We start from the raw sequence: 18,450 nt of genomic DNA, 5'->3' as shown, positions 1-18,450 counted from the left end.
GATGCGCAGCTCTTCGAGCACGCGGCGCACGTGCGGCGCGCTCACCACGTCCCCCCCCGTCAGCACCTGGCGGAGGGAGCGCAAGCTGAAGAAGTTGTGGTCCACCACCTGGGTGAAGAGGCCGGCGGTGAGGTGCAGCGTCGTCACGCCGTGCTTCACGAGCACCGACTCCAGCTCCTTCAAGTCAGAAGGCGAGTGCGGCGGGAAGACGACGAGGCGGGCACCGTGGAGCAGCGGGCCCCACAGCTCCAGGGTGGAGGCATCGAAGGAGACGGGCGCGATGAGGAGGAACGTCTCATCCGGGCCCAGGTGCGCGTAGTCGTTGCCGAAGACGGTGCGGAGCACGGCGGCCTGCGGAGTGCCGACACCCTTGGGCCGGCCCGTGGTGCCGGAGGTGAAGTCGATGTACGCGAGGCTCTGAGGCAGTGCGGCCATCGGAGGCGTCGACTTCGGGCAGGCCTCCAGGGACACGTCTCCCAGCACCACGGTGGACAGACCCTCAGCGGGCAGTTTCGCCAGCAGCGCGTGCGAGGTGATGAGCACGCCAGGACGCGCGTCCTCCACCATGGCGGCGAGGCGCTCACGCGGATACGTCGGGTCCAGCGGGACGTAGGCGCCGCCAGCCTTGAGGATGGCGACGAGGGAGACGATGAGCTCCAGCGAGCGGTCCAGGGCAATGGCCACGCGGGAGTCGGTGGACACGCCCAGGCCACGCAGGTGCCAGGCGAGTTGGTTGGCGCGAGCGTCGAGCTGCCGGTAGGTGAGCTTCTCCTCACCGAACTCGACGGCGACCTTGTCGGCGTGACGGGCCACCACCTGCGAGAAGACCTCGGACAGGGTGGAGTCGCGCGGGTAGTCGGAGGCGGTGGCATTCCACTGCACCAGCACCTGCCGGCGCTCGGCCTCGGACAGCATGGACACGGAGGCGAGAGGGGCGTCGGGCCGGGCGACGAGCGCCTCCACGAGTGCGCGGAAGTGCCCCGCCATCCGGCCGATGGTCGCCGGCTCGAACAGGTCGGTGTTGTAGCTCAGCGCCCCCTGGTAGCCCTCCGTGGACTCCAACAGGTCGAGCTGCAGCTCGAACTTGATGGTCGGGTTGTCCACCTCGACCGGACGCAGCGTCAGCCCCCTGCCCTGAGCCGAGGCAGTGGGCGTGTTCTGCAGGGCGAAGAACACCTGGAATAGCGGACTGCGGCTCGTGTCCCGCACGAGCTTCAATTCTTCCACCAGCCGTTCGAAGGGCACGTCCTGATGGGCGTAGGCACCGAGCGCCGACTCCTTCACCTGGCGCAGCAGGTGGACGAAGGAGGACGGGGCCTCCACGCGGGAGCGCAGGACCAGGGTGTTGACGAAGAAGCCGATGAGGCCTTCCAGCTCTCCGCGCTGACGGCCCGCGATGGGCGATCCGACGGAGATGTCCTGCTGGCCCGAGTAGCGGGACAGCAGCACCTGGAAGGCGGCGAGCAGGGCCATGAAGGGCGTGGCGCCCTGTTGCTGGCAGAGCGCCTTGAGCTGCTCGGACGTGGACCGCGACAGGCCCACGGGCACGTGCGCGCCGTGGAAGGTCTGCACGGGCGGGCGGGGCTTGTCGGTGGGCAGCTCCAGGGTGGAGACGCCGGAGAGGTGCTGCTTCCACCAGGCGAGCTGCGCGTCGAGCACCGCGCCCTGGAGCCACTGGCGCTGCCAGACGGCGTAGTCGGCGTACTGGATGGGCAGCGGTGGCAGGGGCGAGGGCCGGCCCTGGGAGAAGGCCTCGTAGAGTGCGGCGACTTCCCGCACCAGTACGCCCATGGACCAGCCGTCCGAGACGATGTGGTGCATGTTGAGGGCGAACACGTGCTCGGTGGCCCCCAGCTTCAACAACAAGGCGCGGACCAGCGGGCCGGTGGCGAGGTCGAAGGGACGGAGGGCTTCGTCCCGCAGCCGCCGCTCCAGCTCGGGGCGGGCGGCTTCGGGTTGAACGGCGCTGAGGTCCACCGTCTCCAGCGGCAGCTCGCCGTGAGGAGAGACGCGCTGGAAGGGCTGGTCCTCCTGCTGGGCGAAGGTGGTGCGCAGGGCTTCGTGGCGGTGGGCCAGCTCGGAAAGCGCACGGCGCAGGGCATCCGTGTCGAGCTGTCCCTCCATGCGCACGAAGGCCGGCATGCTGTACGTGGAGCTGCCGGGCTGGAACTGGTCCAGGAACCACAGGCGCTGCTGCGCGAAGGAGAGCGGCAGCGGGCCCGTGCGCGGCACGGGGACGAGGGCGGGCGCCGTCTCCGGGTGGGAGGCTCCCGTGGAGTCGATGCGCTCGGCGAGGGCGGCGATGGTGGGCGCCTCGAAGAAGACGCGCAGGGGCAGCTCCACGCCGAAGGTGGAGCGGATGCGGGAGATGACCTGCGTGGCGAGCAGCGAGTGGCCACCCAGCTCGAAGAAGTTCCCGGTGACGCTGACCTGGGGAAGCCGGAGGATGGCCGCGAAGACCGACGCCAGCTTCTCCTCGGTGGGAGTGCGCGGAGCGATGAAGGACTCGGCGGACGAGGCCGCGTCGGGGACGGGCAGGGCCTTCCGGTCCACCTTGCCATTGGGCGTCAGCGGCAGCGCCTCCAGCACCATGAAGGCGGAGGGCACCATGTACTCGGGCAGCCGCTGCACGAGGAAGGTACGCAGCGCGGCCAGGTCGAGCGACGCGGGCGCGGCGACGTAGCCGACGAGTCGCTGGTTGCCAGCGACGTCCTCGCGCACCAGGGCCACGGCCTGGGTCACCTCGGGGAAGGAGAGCAGGGCAGCTTCGACTTCGCCCGGCTCGATGCGGAAGCCGCGCAGCTTCACCTGCGAATCGGCGCGGCCGAGGTACTCCAGCGAGCCGTCGCGCAGCCAGCGCACCTGGTCACCGGTGCGGTACAGGCGTGCGCCCGGCGTGGAGGCGAACGCATCGGGCACGAAGCGCTCGGCGGTGAGCGCGGGCCGGTCGAGGTAGCCCTGGGCGAGCTGCGCGCCGCCGATGAACAGCTCTCCCGGGACGCCCGGAGGCACGGGCCGCAGGTGGCCGTCGAGCACGTAGAGGCGGGTATTGGCCACCGGCCGGCCAATGGGCACGGTGGTGCCGCGCTCCTGGCCCGTGGCGAGCGCGGACGTGGCGTCGATGGTGGTTTCGGTGGGGCCGTACAGGTTGACGAGCCGCGTCCGCGGGAGCAGCGCCCGCAGGCGCGGGGCCAGCTCGGAGGCCAGGGCCTCACCGCCGCAGAACAGCCAGCGCAGGTGCGTGGCGCCGCGCAGCCCTTGCTCCTCCAGCATGAAGCGCAGCATGGAGGGCACGACCTGGAGCACGGTGATGCGCTGGCGCACGACGCAGGCCACCAGTGCGGCCGGGTCGCGATGGGCCTCGGGTGGAGCGAGCACGAGCGGCGCGCCCACCATGAGCGAGGCCCAGCACTCCCAGACGGAGGCGTCGAAGCTCAGCGGCGTCTTCTGCAGCACCCTGTCCTCGGCGGTGAGGCCGAAGGCGGAGAGGAACCACGCCATGTGGTTGACGAGGGCGCCATGGGGGATGACGACGCCCTTGGGCTGGCCCGTGCTGCCTGAGGTGTAGATGACGTAGGCCGCGTCGTCGGAGGTGACGGTGACGGCCGGTGCACCGGTGTCCTCGCGCGAGAAGGTGTCCCCGCCGGAGTCGAGGCACAGGACGTCCGTGCCCTCGGGCAGCAGGCCGAGCAGGGACTGCTGGGTGAGCAGCACGCGAGCGCCGCAGTCCTGGAGCATGAAGGCCAGGCGCTCGCGCGGGTAGTCCGGAGCCAGGGGCACGTAGGCGGCGCCGGCCTTGAGGATGCCCAGCAGGCCCACCACCATGTCGGGGGAGCGCTGTACGCACAGCGCGACGCGGTCGCCCGTGCGAACGCCTCGGGCACGCAGCGCATGCGCGAGCTGGTTGGCGCGCGAGTCCAGCTGGCGGTAGGTGAGGCGCGCGTCGTCGGACTCCACGGCGAGCGCGTCCGGGGTGCGCCGCGCCTGCGCCTCGATGCGCTGGTGGACGCACGTGTCGCCGGGGAAGTCCGTGGCGGTGGCATTCCACTCCACCAGAACCTGGTGCCGTTCGGCCTCCGTCAGCAGGGAGACGGAATCCAGCGGGGCCTCGGGCCGGGAGACCAGGGCCTCCACCAGCACGCGGAAGTGCTCGGCCAACCGTTCGATGGTGGCACCGTCGAACAGGTCGGTGTTGTAGCCGAGCTCACCCCGGTAGCCATCCGGGAACTCCGCCAGGCTCAGCTCCAGGTCGAACTTGACGGCGCGGCCTTCCACCTCCAACGGACGCAGGGCGAGCTCGGAATGCGGCTGGGAGCTGGCGGCCACGGCGTTCTGCAACGCGAAGCTGATCTGGAAGAGCGGAGCGCGGCTCCTGTCGCGCTCGGGGCGCAGCTCCTCCACCAGTCGCTCGAAGGGCACGTCCTGGTGGGCGTAGGCGCCCAGGGCCGTCTCCCTCACCTGTTGGAGCAGGTGGCGGAAGGACTCACCGCCGCGCACCTGGGTGCGCAGCACCAGCGTGTTGACGAAGAAGCCGATGAGGCCCTCCAGCTCGCCACGCTGACGACCCGCGATGGGCGAGCCGACGCTGACGTCCTCCTGACCCGAGTAGCGCGCGAGCAGGGCTTGCCAGGAGGCCAGCAGGAGCATGAACGGGGTGACGCCCTCGCGCTGGCAGAGCGCCTTGAGCGTCTGGGTCAGGGCCCGCGGCAGGTGGACGGGAAGCTGGCCGCCATGGAAGGTCTGCACCGGCGGGCGGGGCTTGTCGGTGGGGAGCTGCAGCGTCGCGGCGCCCGCGAGGTGGCGGCGCCAGTAGCCGAGCTGCGCTTCGAGCACCTCCGCCTGGAGCCACTCGCGCTGCCAGACGGCGTAGTCGGCGTACTGCACCGGCAGCACGGGCAGTGGTGCGGCCCGGCCCTGGCGGAAGGCTTCGTAGTTGGCGGCGACCTCACGCACCAGCACGCCCATGGACCAGCCGTCCGAGACGATGTGGTGCAGGTTGAGCACCAGCACGTGCTCGGCCGGAGCCAGCCGCAGCAGCAGTGCGCGCAGCAGCGGCCCCGTGGCCAGGTCGAAGCGGTGGGCGCCTTCCCGGGCCACGAGGCGCTTCGCCTCGTCGAGGGCGGCCGGGCCGTGAGTGGCCAGGTCGACCACGGACAGCGGCAGCTCGTACGCGGGGGCGATGTGCTGGACGGGATGGCCCTCGTGCTCGCGGAAGGTGGTGCGCAGCGACTCGTGGCGGCGCACCAGTTCGGAGAGCGCGTGCTGGAGCGCGTCCACGTGGAGCACGCCCTCCAGCCTCACTCCGATGGGGATGTTGTACGCGGGCGTGCCGGGCTCGAGCTGGTCGATGAACCACAGCCGCTGCTGGGCGAAGGACAGCGGCAGGGGCGCGGTGCGTGGCACTGGCACCAGCGGAGGCGGCTCGGGCAGCTCGGCCAGCCCGCGCTTGAACAGCGCCCGGTGGACCTCGCGGGCGCGCTGGTGCAGCTCGCGCCAGGTGAGTGTCTGGCCGTCATGCTCCGCGGCCACCGCGTCGGGCGTGAGACGCGCCTGTGCCTGGACGAGCCGGTGCAGGCTGGCGTCCGCGGCCGTGGCGGCGTCCGGCTGCCTCCAGGCGTGGAACAGCAGGTGCCGCTCGTCTTCAGTGAGGAAGGACACTCGGGAGAGCGGGCGGTCCGGATTCGCCAGCGCGCCTTCCAGCAGCGCGCGCAGGTGCCCCACCATCCGCGCTGCCGTCGCGGCGCTGAACAGGTCGGTGCTGTACTCGAGCTGGCCCTTGATGCCCTCGCCCCGGTCGGTGAGGGCCAGGGTGAGGTCGAACTTCGCCGAGCGGTGCTCGGCCCTGAGGGGACTCAGCCTCAGTCCCGCACCCATCATCTCCGGCATGGGTGCATTCTGGAACGCGAGCATGACCTGGAAGAGAGGGGTGCGTCCGGCCTCGCGCTCGGGGCGCAGCGCTTCGACGAGCTTCTCGAAGGGCACGTCCTGATGGGCATAGGCGCCGAGCGTCACGTCGCGCACGCGGCCGAGCAGCGCGCGGAAGCTGGGGTCTCCGTCCAGCTTCGTGCGAAGCACCAGCGTGTTGACGAAGAAGCCGATGAGGCCCTCGAGCTCCGCGTGCGTGCGGCCGGCGATGGGCATGCCGACGGCGACGTCGTCCTGGCCGGAGTAGCGGGCCAGCAGTGCCTGGAAGGCGGCGAGCACCACCATGGAAGGCGTGGCCCCTTCCTGACGGCACAGTGCTTCGAGCGCATCCGACAGCTCGCGCGGGAAGTGGAACGGGTGCCCGGCGCCGCGAGTCGACTGCGTGGTGGGACGCGGCTTGTCGGTGGGCAGGGCGAGGGCGCGGGGCGCGCCTTGGAGTTGCTGCCTCCACCAGCCGAGCTGGGCCTCCAGGGCGTCGTCGCGCAGCCAGTCACGCTGCCAGAGCGCGAAGTCGGCGTACTGCACCGGCAGCGGCTCCAGGCGCGCGGTCCGGCCCTCGGAGTGGGCCGTGTAGAGCGTGGCCAGTTCCTGGACGAGCACGCCCATGGACCAGCCGTCCGCGATGACGTGGTGGAGGGTGAGCAGCAGCACGTGCTGCTCCGTCGACAGGCGCACGAGGAGGACGCGCCAGAGCGGGCCCGTTTCCAGGTTGAAGGGCTGGCCGGCCTCGTAGTCGAGGGCGCGCTTGAGCGCGGCTTCGCGCTCTGTCTCCGGCAGGGCCTCCAGGTCCAGCCACCCCGCGGGCAGGGCGGGGCTGGCGTTGATGACCTGCACGGGCTGGTGCTCGTGCTCGTGGAAGGTGGTGCGCAGGGACTCGTGGCGCTGGAGCAACTCACGCAGGCTGGTGGCGAGCGCGGGCACGTCGAGCGCGCCTTCCAGGCGCACGGCGAAGGGAAGGTCGTAGGCGGGGCTGTCCGGGTCGAGCTTCGCGAAGAACCACAGGCGCTGCTGCGCGAAGGAGAGAGGCGCCGGGCCACTCTGCGTCCGGGGCCGGAGCAGCGGTTGGGATGAAGCGGGACGCGAGCCGGCCAGGGCTTCGATGCGTTCCGCCAGGGCTGCGATGGTGGGGGCGGCGAAGAAGTCGCGGAAGGACAGCTCCACGCCGAAGTGCTGGCGGATGCGTGAGAGCACCTGCGTGGCCGTCAGCGAGTGACCGCCCAGCTCGAAGAAGTCATCCTCCGCGCCGATGGTGTCCAGGTGGAGGACGCGGGCCCAGAGCGCCGCCAATTCGCGCTCGCAGTCGGTGCGAGGCGCGCGGGTGGTGACGCGGTCCTGGAATGCCGAGGGAGCCGGGAGCGCCTTGCGGTCCACCTTGCCGTTGGCGGTGAGAGGCAGCGCGTCCAGGCGTCCCAGGACGGAGGGCACCATGTACTCGGGGAGCCGCTCCTTGAGGGCGGCGCGCAGGGCATGCATGTCCAGCGAAGGAGTCGCGACGACGTAGCCGACGAGGCGCTTGTCGCCGGGGGAGTCCTCACGCGCCACCACGACGGCCTCGCGCACGTCGGGGAATGCGAGCAGGGCCGCTTCCACTTCGGCCAACTCGATGCGGTAGCCGCGCACCTTCACCTGGGCGTCGGCGCGGCCGAGGAACTCCAGCACGCCGTCCTGCCGCCAGCGGGCGAGGTCTCCGGTGCGGTAGAGGCGCGCGCCGGGAGTAGAGGCGAAGGGGTTGGGAACGAAACGCTCGGCGGTGAGGGAGGGCTGGCCGAAGTAGCCGCGGGCGAGGCCGTCGCCGCCGATGAACAGCTCGCCAATGGCGCCCGGGGCCACGGGGTGGCCGGAGGCGTCGAGCACGTACACCTGGGTGTTGCCGATGGGGCGGCCGATGGGGACGGAGGAGCCCACGTGGGCGACGTCCGTCATGCGGTGGCAGGAGGTGAAGAGGGTGCCCTCGGTGGGCCCGTAGCAGGCCGTCACCGGAATGAACATTCCTTCCAGCACGCGGCGGACATGGGGGGCACTCACCACGTCGCCGCCGGTGAGGAGTTGCTTCACGTTGCGCAGGGCGGAGAGGTTGCTGTCCACCACCTGGGTGAAGAGGCCGGCGGTGAGGTGCAGGGTGGTGACGGAGTGCTTCTGCAGCACCGCCTCCAGCTCGAAGACGTCCGAGGGGGAGTGGGGCGGGAAGACGGCCAACCGTGCGCCATGAAGCAGCGGACCCCAGAGCTCCAGGGTGGAGGCGTCGAAGGAGATGGGGGCGAGGAGGAGGAAGGTTTCGTCCGGCCCGAGGTGGGCGTAGTCGTTGCCGAAGACGGTGCGCAGCACGGCGGACTGGAGGGTGCCGACGCCCTTGGGCCTGCCGGTGGAGCCGGAGGTGAAGTCGATGTAGGCGAGGCTGTCGGGCAGGGCCGTGGAGGGCGGCGCGTGGGAGGGGAGGCCGGAGAGCGCCACGTCCTCCAGCACCACCGTTGCGAGGCCCTGGGCGGGCAGCTTCGGCAGCAGCGCGCGCGTGGTGACGAGCACGCTCGGGGCGGAGTCCTCCAGCATGGCGGCAAGGCGCTCACGCGGGTACGACGAGTCCAGCGGCACGTACGCACCACCGGCCTTGAGGATGGCGACCAGCGCCACCACCAGCTCCAGCGAGCGGTCCACGGCGAGGGCCACGCGGGAGTCGGTGGAAACGCCCAGGCCGCGAAGGTGCCAGGCGAGTGGGTTGGCGCGCTCATCGAGCTGCCTGTAGGTGAGCTTCGCGTCGCCGAACTCGACGGCGACCTTGTCGCCGTACCGCTCCACGACTCGAGTGAAGACCTCGGGCAGGGTGGAGCCGCGGGGGTACTCGGAGGCGGTGGCGTTCCACTCCACCAGCACGCGCTGGCGCTCCTCGGTGGAGAGCACGGCCAGGGTCTCGGGAAGGGAGCGCGCCTTCTCCCGTGCCGCGACTTCCTCCAGGGGGAGGATGGGCAGTGACAGCGCGAGGGCCGCACGCTGCCGGGGCGCGGTGGGCGTACTGCCTCCCGCGACGGCGGCGTCAATCAGGCGGGCCACCCCTTCGAGGGTGGGGGCCACGAACAGCTCGCGAAGCGGCAGCTCCACGCCGAAGCCCTGTCGGATGCGGCTGATGGCCTGGGTGGCCAGCAGGGAGTGGCCGCCGAGGTCGAAGAAGTTGTCGGTAGCGCCCACGCGCTCGAGGCCGAGGAGCTGGCACCACTGCTCCGCGAGGCGCTGCTCGGTGGGCGTGCGGGGAGCGACATGGTCCTTCGCGTCGCTCGCGAAGTCCGGGGCGGGCAGGGCCTTGCGGTCCACCTTGCCGTTGGACGTGAGCGGCAGCGCCGGCAGCACCACCACGGCGGAGGGCACCATGTACTCGGGCAGCGCCTCCTTGAGGGCCGCGCGCAGTGCGGCGCCGTCCGTCTGCACGCCCTCGTGCGCCACGGCGTAGCCCACCAACCGCTTGCCAGCGGGGCCGTCCTCACGTGCGACGACGACGGCCTCGCGCACCCCCGGCAGCTTCGCCAGGGCGGACTCCACTTCACCCAGCTCGATGCGGAAGCCACGCACCTTGACCTGGGCGTCCGCGCGGCCGACGAAGTCGAGCGTGCCGTCCTCGCGCCAGCGCACCACGTCGCCCGTGCGATACAGGCGCGCACCCGCCTCGCCGGAGAAGCGGTCCGGCATGAAGCGCTCGGCGGTGAGGGCGGGGCGGCCCGCGTAGCCTCGCGCCACGCCCACGCCGCCCACGTACAGCTCGCCCTTCACGCCCACGGGCACCGGCTCTCCGCGCACGTCCAGCACGTACGCGCGCACGTTGGCCAGGGGTCGGCCGATGGACGGGACTCTCCCGTCCGCGACGCACTCGGTGAGCGTCGCAATCACCGTGGCCTCGGTCGGGCCGTAGGTGTTGAGCAGGCGTCGGCCCGGGGCCCAGCGCGCCACCACGTCGGCGGGCAGGGCTTCGCCACCGGAGATGACGGTGCGCAGCGCGGGCAGTCCTTCCGCTGACGTGGCGGCCAGCGCCGCGGGCGTGAGGCTGATGACGGTGAGGGCTTCATCACGCAGCAGCCTCTGCAGCGGCGCGCCCGGCATCAGCTTCTCCAGGGGAGAGAGCACCAGCGAGGCCCCGGAGCACAGCGTGGTGAAGATCTCCTCCACCGACAGGTCGAACGACAGGCTGGCGAACTGCAACACGCGGCTGCCCGGGCCGATGCCGTACGCCACCGCCTCGTGGGTGACGAGGTTGGCCACGCTGCGGTGCTCGACGGCGGTGCCCTTGGGCGTGCCGGTGCTGCCGGACGTGTAGAGCAGGTAGGCCAGGTGGTACGGAGCCACGCCCGTCACCGGCGCTTCGGTGCTCTCACGCGCGAGCGCGTCCTTCTCGGAGTCGAGACAGAACGCGCGGGCGTGGTGCGCCTCGGAGAAGCGCTCCACCAGCGCGGACTGCGTCACCAGCACCGCCGCGCCGCTGTCCTCCAGCATGAAGGCCAGGCGCTCACGCGGCAGCAGCGGATCCACGGGCACCCAGGCGCCGCCGGCCTTGAGGATGCCGAGCAGGCCCACGACGATGTCCAGCGAGCGCTCCACGCTGAGCGCCACGCGCACCTCGGGCCCGACGCCCTGGCGGCGCAGCGCATGCGCAAGCTGGTTGGCCTTCGCGTCGAGCTGCGCATAGCTCAGGTGCTGTCCCTCGAAAGAGGCCGCCCGTGCATCTGGCGCGCGGCGCGCCTGGGCCTCGAAGAGCGAGTGGACGCACGCCTCCGGGAAGTCCGCCCGGGTAGCGTTCCAGTCCACCAGCAGCCGCTGCCGCTCCTCGCTGGCGAGCAGCGACAGCTCGGACAGGCGCTTCCCGGGAGCGGCCACCATGGCCTCCACGAGCGTGCGCAGGTGGCGTGACATCCGCTCCACGGTGGACGCCTCGAACAGGTCGGCGCGGTAGTCCAGCGCACCATCGAAGCCCTCCTCGCTGCGCGTCAGCGTCAGCGTCAGGTCGAACTTGGCGGTGTGGTCTCCCAGGGGCGCGCTGCGCATCGCGAGCCCTGGCAGTGCCAGCTCCGTGGTCGGCATGTTCTGCAGGATGAACATCACCCGGAACAGCGGCGCCTGGCGCAAATCACGCATCGGCTGGAGCCGCTCGAAGGGGACGTGCTGGTGGGCGTAGGCGCCCAGTGCCATCTCACGCGCGCGGCCCAGCAGCTCGCGCACGGTGGGGTCGCCGTCCAGGCGGGTGCGCATCACCAGGGTGTTGAGGAAGAAGCCGACGAGGCCCTCCAGCTCGACGCGGTTGCGGCCGGCCACGGGCGAGCCGACGGAGATGTCGTCCTGGCCGGAGTAGCGCGCCAGCAGGAGCTGGAAGGCCGCCAGGAAGAGCATGAAGGGCGTGAGGCCCTCGCGGTTGCAGAAGGACTCCACCGCCGCCGCCAGCTCGCGCGGGAGCTGTACGGGCGCCAGGGCCCCCGGAGGCGAGGCGTCGTGGTTGCGCGGCCTGTCGGTGGGCAGCTCCAAGTCCTGCGCCGCTCCGTCGAGCTGGCGCCGCCACCACGTGAGCTGCTTCTCCAGCTCCGCACCTTCCAGCCACTTGCGCTGCCAGGCGGCGTAGTCCGCGTACTGGAGCGGGAGCGCCGGCAGGACGAAGGGCAGACCCGCGGTGAGCGCGGGGTAGACGACGCCGAGCTCCCGCACCAGGACGCTCATGGACCAGCCGTCCGCCGCGATGTGGTGGACGTTGAGCAGCAGCACGTGCGACTGCTCTCCGAGCTTCAGGAGCATGGCGCGCAGCAGCGGGCCGGCCTGGAGGTCGAAGGGACGCAGCGAATCCGCGTTGATGCGCCGCCGCGCCTCCACCTGGCGCTGCTCCGGAGGCAGGCCACTCAGGTCGACGAGGGCCATCTCCAGCGGAGCGGGCGCGTTGATGCGCTGCACGGGGCCCTCGGCCTCGCCGTGGAACGTGGTGCGCAGGGACTCGTGGCGGTGCACCAGGGCTTCCAGGGCCCGCCGCATTGCCTCGGTGTCGAGGGTGCCGGCCATCTCCAGGGTGAACGGCATGTTGAAGGCCGCGCTGCCGGGCTCGAGCTGATCCAGGAACCACACTCGCTGCTGCGAGTACGAGAGGGGCAGCTTCTGCGCGCGCTGCACGCGCTCGATGGGCGGGAGTGTTCCGGCTTCACCGGCGCTCACGGCCGCATCGATGCGCGCGGCGAGCGTGGCGACGGTGGGCACCCGGAAGAGGTCGCGCAGCGGAAGCTCCACGCCAAAGGACGCGCGGATGCGGGAAACGACGCGGGTGGCCAGCAGGGAGTGGCCGCCCACCTCGAAGAAGTTGTCCTCGGCGCCCACGCGCGGCAGACCGAGCACCTCGGCCCACAGCACCGCGAGCCGCTCTTCGGTGGAAGTGCGCGGAGCGACGTAGGCCGCCGAGGCGAGCGCGGCCATCGACTCGGGGGCGGGCAGGGCCTTGCGGTCCACCTTGCCGTTGGCGGTGAGGGGCAGGGCGTCCAGCCGCACCATGACGGACGGCACCATGTACTCGGGCAGTCGCTCCACCAGGAACGCGCGCAGCGCGGCGACGTCCAGCGACTCGGGGGCGGCGAGGTAGCCGACGAGGCGCTTGCCGCCGTGCACGTCCGCGCGGCTCACCACCACGGCCTCGCGGACGCTCGGGAAGGTGGAGATGACGGCCTGCACTTCGCCCAGCTCGATGCGGAAGCCGCGCACCTTGACCTGGGTGTCCGCGCGGCCGACGAAGTCGAGCACGCCTCCCGCGAGCCAGCGGACCAGGTCGCCGGTGCGGTAGAGGCGGGCTCCGGGAACGTCGCTGAAGGCGTCGGGGACGAAGCGCTCGGCGGTGAGCGAGGGCTGGCCCAGGTAGCCGCGCGCGAGGCCGTCGCCGCCGATGTACAGCTCTCCGATGACACCCACGGGCACCGGCTGGCCGTGCGCGTCCAGCACGTACAGTTGCGTGCCGCCAATGGGACGGCCGATGGGGACGGAGGTGCCCACCTGCTCCGCGCGAGTCACCGGCCAGGACGTGGCGAACACCGTCGTCTCGGTGGGGCCGTACATGGCGGTGACGGGGACACGCAGGCCCTCCACGGCACGACGCACGTGGGCGGGCGACACCACGTCGCCACCCGTCATGACGTGCTTCACGGTGCTCAGCCCCGGAGGCGGGTTGTCCACCAGTTGGGTGAACAGACCACTGGTGGCCCACACCGTGGTGACGCCCGAGGACTGGATGACGTGGCCCAGTTCCTCCAGCGACGCGGCCTGCGGAGGCATGACGACGAGGCGAGCGCCGTGCAGCAGCGCGGCCCAGATTTCGAAGGTGGAGGCGTCGAAGGAGATGGGGGCGAACTGGAGGAGGACCTCGTCGGGCCCGAAGCGGGCGTAGTCGGCGCCGAGGAGGGTGCGCAGGACGTTGCGGTGGGTGGTGCCGACGCCCTTGGGCCGTCCGGTGGACCCGGAGGTGAAGTCCACGTAGGCGAGCGAGTCAGGAAGGGAGACGGGGGCCGGCGCGTGCGTCGGTTCGGAAGCGAGTGCTGCGTCCTCCAGCACGACGGTTGCGAGCCCCTGCACGGGCAGACGCGCCAGCAGCGCGCGCGTGGTGACGAGGGCCTGGGGAGCGGTGTCCTCCACCATGCCGGCCAGGCGCTCACGCGGGTAGGACGGGTCCAGGGGGACGTAGGCGCCGCCGGCCTTGAGGATGGCCACCAACGAGACAATCAGCTCCAGCGAGCGCTCGACGGCGAGCGCAACGCGAGAGTCGGCCCCCACGCCGAGTCGGCGCAGGTGCTGCGCGAGCTGATTGGCGCGCTCATCGAGCTGCCGGTACGTGAGGCGTGAATCGCCGAACTCCACGGCGACGTGGTCCGGGAAGCGGGCCACGACCTGCGAGAAGACCTCGGGCAGGGTGGACTCGCGTGGGTAGTCGGAGGGGGTGGCGCTCCACTCTCGCAGTACCTGTCGCTGCTCGGCGTCGTCCATCAGCGGCAGCTCGGACAGGCGCTGCTCCGGGTGCGCGGCGATGTCCTTCAGCAGCGTCTGGAAGTGGGCCAGCAGTCGCGTCGCCGTCGCGTCGTCGAACAGGTCCGTGCTGTACCGGAGCGCGCCCTGATAGCCCTGGGGCGTCTCCGTGAAGTTGAGCTCCAGGTCGAACTTGGAGCCAGCCTCGCCCGCGTCGAGCGGCTCCAGGCGCAGCCGCGGCAACTCCAGCGCCCCCATGGGCATGTTCTGCAAGGCGAAGATGACCTGGAAGAGGGGCGAGTAGCTCGCATCGCGCGCGGGACGCAGCTCCTCGACGAGCTTCTCGAAGGGCACGTCCTGGTGCTCATAGGCCCCCAGGGTGGTCTCCTTCACCTGCTCCAGCAACTGGGCGAAGGTGGTGCTCGGAGTCACCCGCGCGCGCAGGACCAGCGTGTTGACGAAGAAGCCGATGAGCCCCTCGGTCTCCGCGCGGTTGCGGCCAGCGATGGGGGAGCCGACGACGACGTCGTCCTGTCCCGAGTACCGATGAAGCAGCGCCTGGAAGGCCGCCAGCAGCGTCATGAACGGCGTCACGCCGTGGCGCTTCGACAGCGCCTTGATGGCGCCGGTGAGGTCCGCTGGGATGAAAAGGGACTGCTTCGCGCCGCGGTACGTCGGCACGGAGGGACGCGGCCTGTCGGTGGGCAGCTCCAGCAGGGAGGGCGCCCCGGTGAGCTGCTGCTTCCAGTAGTCGAGCTGCCGCGAGAGCACGTCGCCCTGGAGCCAGTTGCGCTGCCAGCTCGCGAAGCCGGCGTACTGCATGGGCAGGGGCGGCAGGGCCGCGGGCACTCCGGAGATGCGCGCCGCGTACAGGGCTCCCATCTCCCGCACGAGGACGCCCATGGACCAGCCATCGGAGACGATGTGGTGCAGGGTCAGCAGCAGGATGTGCTCGGAGTCATCGAGCCGCAGCAGCACCGCGCGCAGCAGCGGCCCCTTCCCCAGGTCGAAGGGACGGGCGGCCTCGGTGACAGCCTGGCGGCGGGCCTCGGGCTGACGCTCGGAGGCGGGCGCGTCCCGCAGGTCCACCAGGGACAGGCGGAAGGGCGCGGGCGGGTGGATGTGCTGCACGGGCCGGCCTTCGCGCGTGGTGAAGGTGGTGCGCAGCGACTCGTGGCGGGCCACCACCTCGGTCAGCGACGCTTCCAGCGCGCCCACGTCCAGCGAGCCCTCCAGCCGCAGCGCGAAGGGCATGTTGTAGACGGTGCCGCCGGGCTCGAGCTGGTCGATGAACCACAGCCGCTGCTGTGCGAAGGACAGGGGCGGTGCGTCCTCGGGAGTCGCGACGAGGACTTCGGGGGTGGGCCGCGCATGCTGCCGGCCCTGGAGCGCCGAGTCCACGTGACGAGCCAACGCGGAGAGGACCGGGAGCCGGAACAGCTCGCGCAGGGGCAGCTCCAGGCCCAGGCTGACGCGGATGCGGGAGACCACCTGGGTGGCAAGAAGGGAGTGGCCGCCCAGCTCGAAGAAGTTGTCCTCGGCGCCCACGCGTGGCACGCGGAGCACTTCGACCCAGAGCGCCGCGAGCTTCTCCTCGGTGGGAGTGCGCGGGGCGACGTACCGGTCAGGGGCAGAGCCCAGCTCGGGAACGGGCAGGGCCTTGCGGTCCACCTTGCCGTTGGCCGTGAGGGGAAGCACCGCCAGCGAGACGAACGCCGAGGGCACCATGTAGTCGGGCAGTCGCTGCTTGAGGGCGTCCCGGAGCGCCTCGGTGTTCACCGACTGACCCGGGGCGGGCACCACGTAGGCCACCAGCCGCTTGTCGCCAGGGGAGTCCTCGCGCACGAGCACCAGGGCCTGCAACACGCCGGGGTACGCGGAGAGCGCGGACTCGATTTCACCCGGCTCGATGCGGAAGCCGCGCAGCTTCACCTGGGAGTCGGCGCGGCCGAGGAAGTCCATCAGCCCGTCCGCCCGCCAGCGCGCCCGGTCTCCCGTGCGATAGAGGCGGGCACCCGGCACGCCGCTGAAGGCGTCGGGGACGAAGCGCTCAGCGGTGAGCGCGGGCTGGCCGATGTAGCCGCGACTGAGGCCATCGCCGCCGATGAACAGCTCGCCGGTGGCGCCCACGGGGACGGGCTGGCCGTGCGTGTCCAGCACGTACAGCCGCGTGCTGCCGATGGGCCGGCCGATGGGCACGGAGGCCCCCACCTGTGCCGCGTCCGTCATGCGGAAGCAGGCGGCGAAGACGGTGGTCTCCGTGGGGCCGTAGCCGTTGGTGAGGGAGATGCCCAGTTCTTCGAGCACGCGGCGTGCGTGCGCGGGAGGCACCACGTCGCCGCCCGCGAGGAGCTGCTTCACTGGGCGGAGTGCCTGGAGGTGGGACTCCACGACCTGGGTGAAGAGGCCTGCGGTCAGCCAGAGCGTCGTCACCTTCGAATCGCGGAGCACCTGGCCCAGTTCCTCCAGCGAGGGCGGCTGGGGAGGCATGACGACGAGGCGGGCTCCGTGCAGCAGCGCACCCCAGACTTCGAGGGTGGAGGCGTCGAAGGAGATGGGCGCCAGTTGCAGCAGCGTCTCTTCGGGGCCGAAGCGGGCGAAGTCCACGTCCAGCAGCGTGCGCAGGACGTTGCGGTGGGTGGTGCCCACGCCCTTGGGCCTGCCGGTAGAGCCGGAGGTGAAGTCCACGTAGGCGAGCGAGTCGGGCATGGCCGCCGGGGACAGCGCATGCGTCGGCTCGGAGGCGAGCGCGGCGTCGTCCAATACGACAGTGGAGAGCCCGTCCACGGGCAGACGCGGTAACAACGCGCGCGTGGTGACGAGGGCCTGGGGAGCGGTGTCCTCCACCATGCCAGCCAGGCGCTCGCGCGGATAGGACGGGTCCAGCGGCACGTAGGCGCCGCCAGCCTTGAGGATGGCGACGAGGGAGACGATGAGCTCCAGCGAGCGCTCGACAGAGAGCGCGACGCGGGAGTCCGCGCCTACGCCGAGGCGGCGCAGGTGGTGCGCGAGCTGATTGGAGCGCTCATCGAGCTGCCGGTAGGTGAGGCGAGTGGAGCCGAAATCCACGGCGACGTGGTCCGGGAGGCGGGCCACGACCTGCGAGAAGACCTCGGGCAGGGTGGACTCGCGCGGGTAGTCGGAAGCGGTGGCGTTCCACTCCCGCAGCACCTGTCGCTGCTCGGCTTCGTCCATCAGCGGCAGCTCGGACAGGCGCGCTTCCGGGTGCGCGGCGATGCCCTCCAGCAGCGTCTGGAAGTGCGCCAGCAGCCGGCGCACCGTTGGCTCCTCGAAGAGGTCCGTGCGGTACACCGCGGCGAGGCGCAGGCCCTGGGGCAGCTCGGTGGCCAGCACTGTCAGGTCGACCTGACTGGTGCCACTGTCCACCGGCTGCATCTCCAGCAACAGCCCCGGTACCCGCAGTGGCGGCAGGGGCGCGTTCTGCAGGGCGAACATCACCTGGAACAGCGGCGTGGTGCTCAGGTTGCGCTCGGGTTGGAGCGCCTCCACCAGCTTCTCGAAGGGCACGTCCTGGTGCGCGAAGGCGCCGAGCGACGCCTCATGCACCCGGGCCATCAACGCCAGGAAGGACGGGTCTCCGGACAGGTCCGCACGCAGGGCGAGCGTGTTGACGAACAGGCCGATGAGGCCCTCCAGCTCGGAGCGGTTGCGGCCGGCGATGGGCGTGCCGACGACGACGTCCTCCTGGCCGCTGTAGCGCGACAGCAGCACCTGGTACGCGGACAGCAGGAGGGTGAAGAAGGTGCGGCCCTCGCGTCCGGCCAGCGCCTTCAGCGACTGGAGCAGCGCCGGGGGCAGCATCACCGTGAGGCGGGCACCGTCGGTGCTGGCCACGGAAGGACGGGGCTTGTCCGTGGGCAGCTCCAGCATGGCATCGGCGTCCAGCTGCTTGCGCCAGTAGCCGAGCTGCGTGTCCAGCGTCTCGCCCTTGAGCCAGTCGCGCTGCCACGTGGCGAAGTCCGCGTACTGCATGGGCAGCGCGGGCAGCGGAGCAGCCTGTCCCGCGGCGAGCGCGGGATAGAGCGCGCCCAACTCCCGCACCAGCACGCCCATCGTCCACCCGTCGGAGACGATGTGGTGCACGTTGAGCAGCAGCAGGAACTCGCCCGGCCCCCAGCGGTAGAGCACCGTGCGCAGCAGCGGGCCCTTCTCCACGTCGAAGGGCTTCCGTGCGTCGGCGTGCAGGAGGCTCCAGGCCGCGGCCTCACGCTCCGAAGCCGTTCCGTCCGTCACGTCCACCACGGGCAGCGCGACGTCGACGGAGGCGGCGATGTGCTGCAACACGCGCCCGTCCTGCTCCACGAAGGTGGTGCGCAGGGCCTCATGACGCTGCACCAATTCCTGGAGCGCGCGACGGAGGGCGTCGACGTTCAGCTCACCGGACAGGCGCACGGCGATGGGGACGTTGAAGGCCGCGCTGCCCGGGTTGAGCCGCTCCTGGAACCACATCCGTTCTTGCGCGAAGGACACCGGCGCACGACGAGACTGACGGTTCTTCTCGCGCAGCAGCTCCGCGAGCCGCGCGCGCTTCTGATCTGGGGTCAGCGACAT

The 18,450-nt window shown here is 71.3% G+C and carries 1 protein-coding gene (running past one end of the window); it reads right to left on the bottom strand.

Going from position 1 to position 18,450, the window contains the following annotated elements:
* On the bottom strand, positions 1-18,450 hold the beginning of the coding sequence (locus OV427_RS07275; protein ID WP_267855379.1) for a non-ribosomal peptide synthetase. The gene continues 23,907 nt to the left of window position 1, outside the view; only the first 18,450 of its 42,357 coding nucleotides appear in the window; it begins with the start codon at positions 18,448-18,450; the stop codon falls past the left edge of the window.

The sequence above is a fragment of the Pyxidicoccus sp. MSG2 genome, from assembly GCF_026626705.1.
Taxonomy (GTDB): domain Bacteria; phylum Myxococcota; class Myxococcia; order Myxococcales; family Myxococcaceae; genus Myxococcus.
The sequence above is the reverse complement of the archived record's forward strand: the minus strand, read 5'-3'. Positions and strand labels throughout refer to the sequence as shown.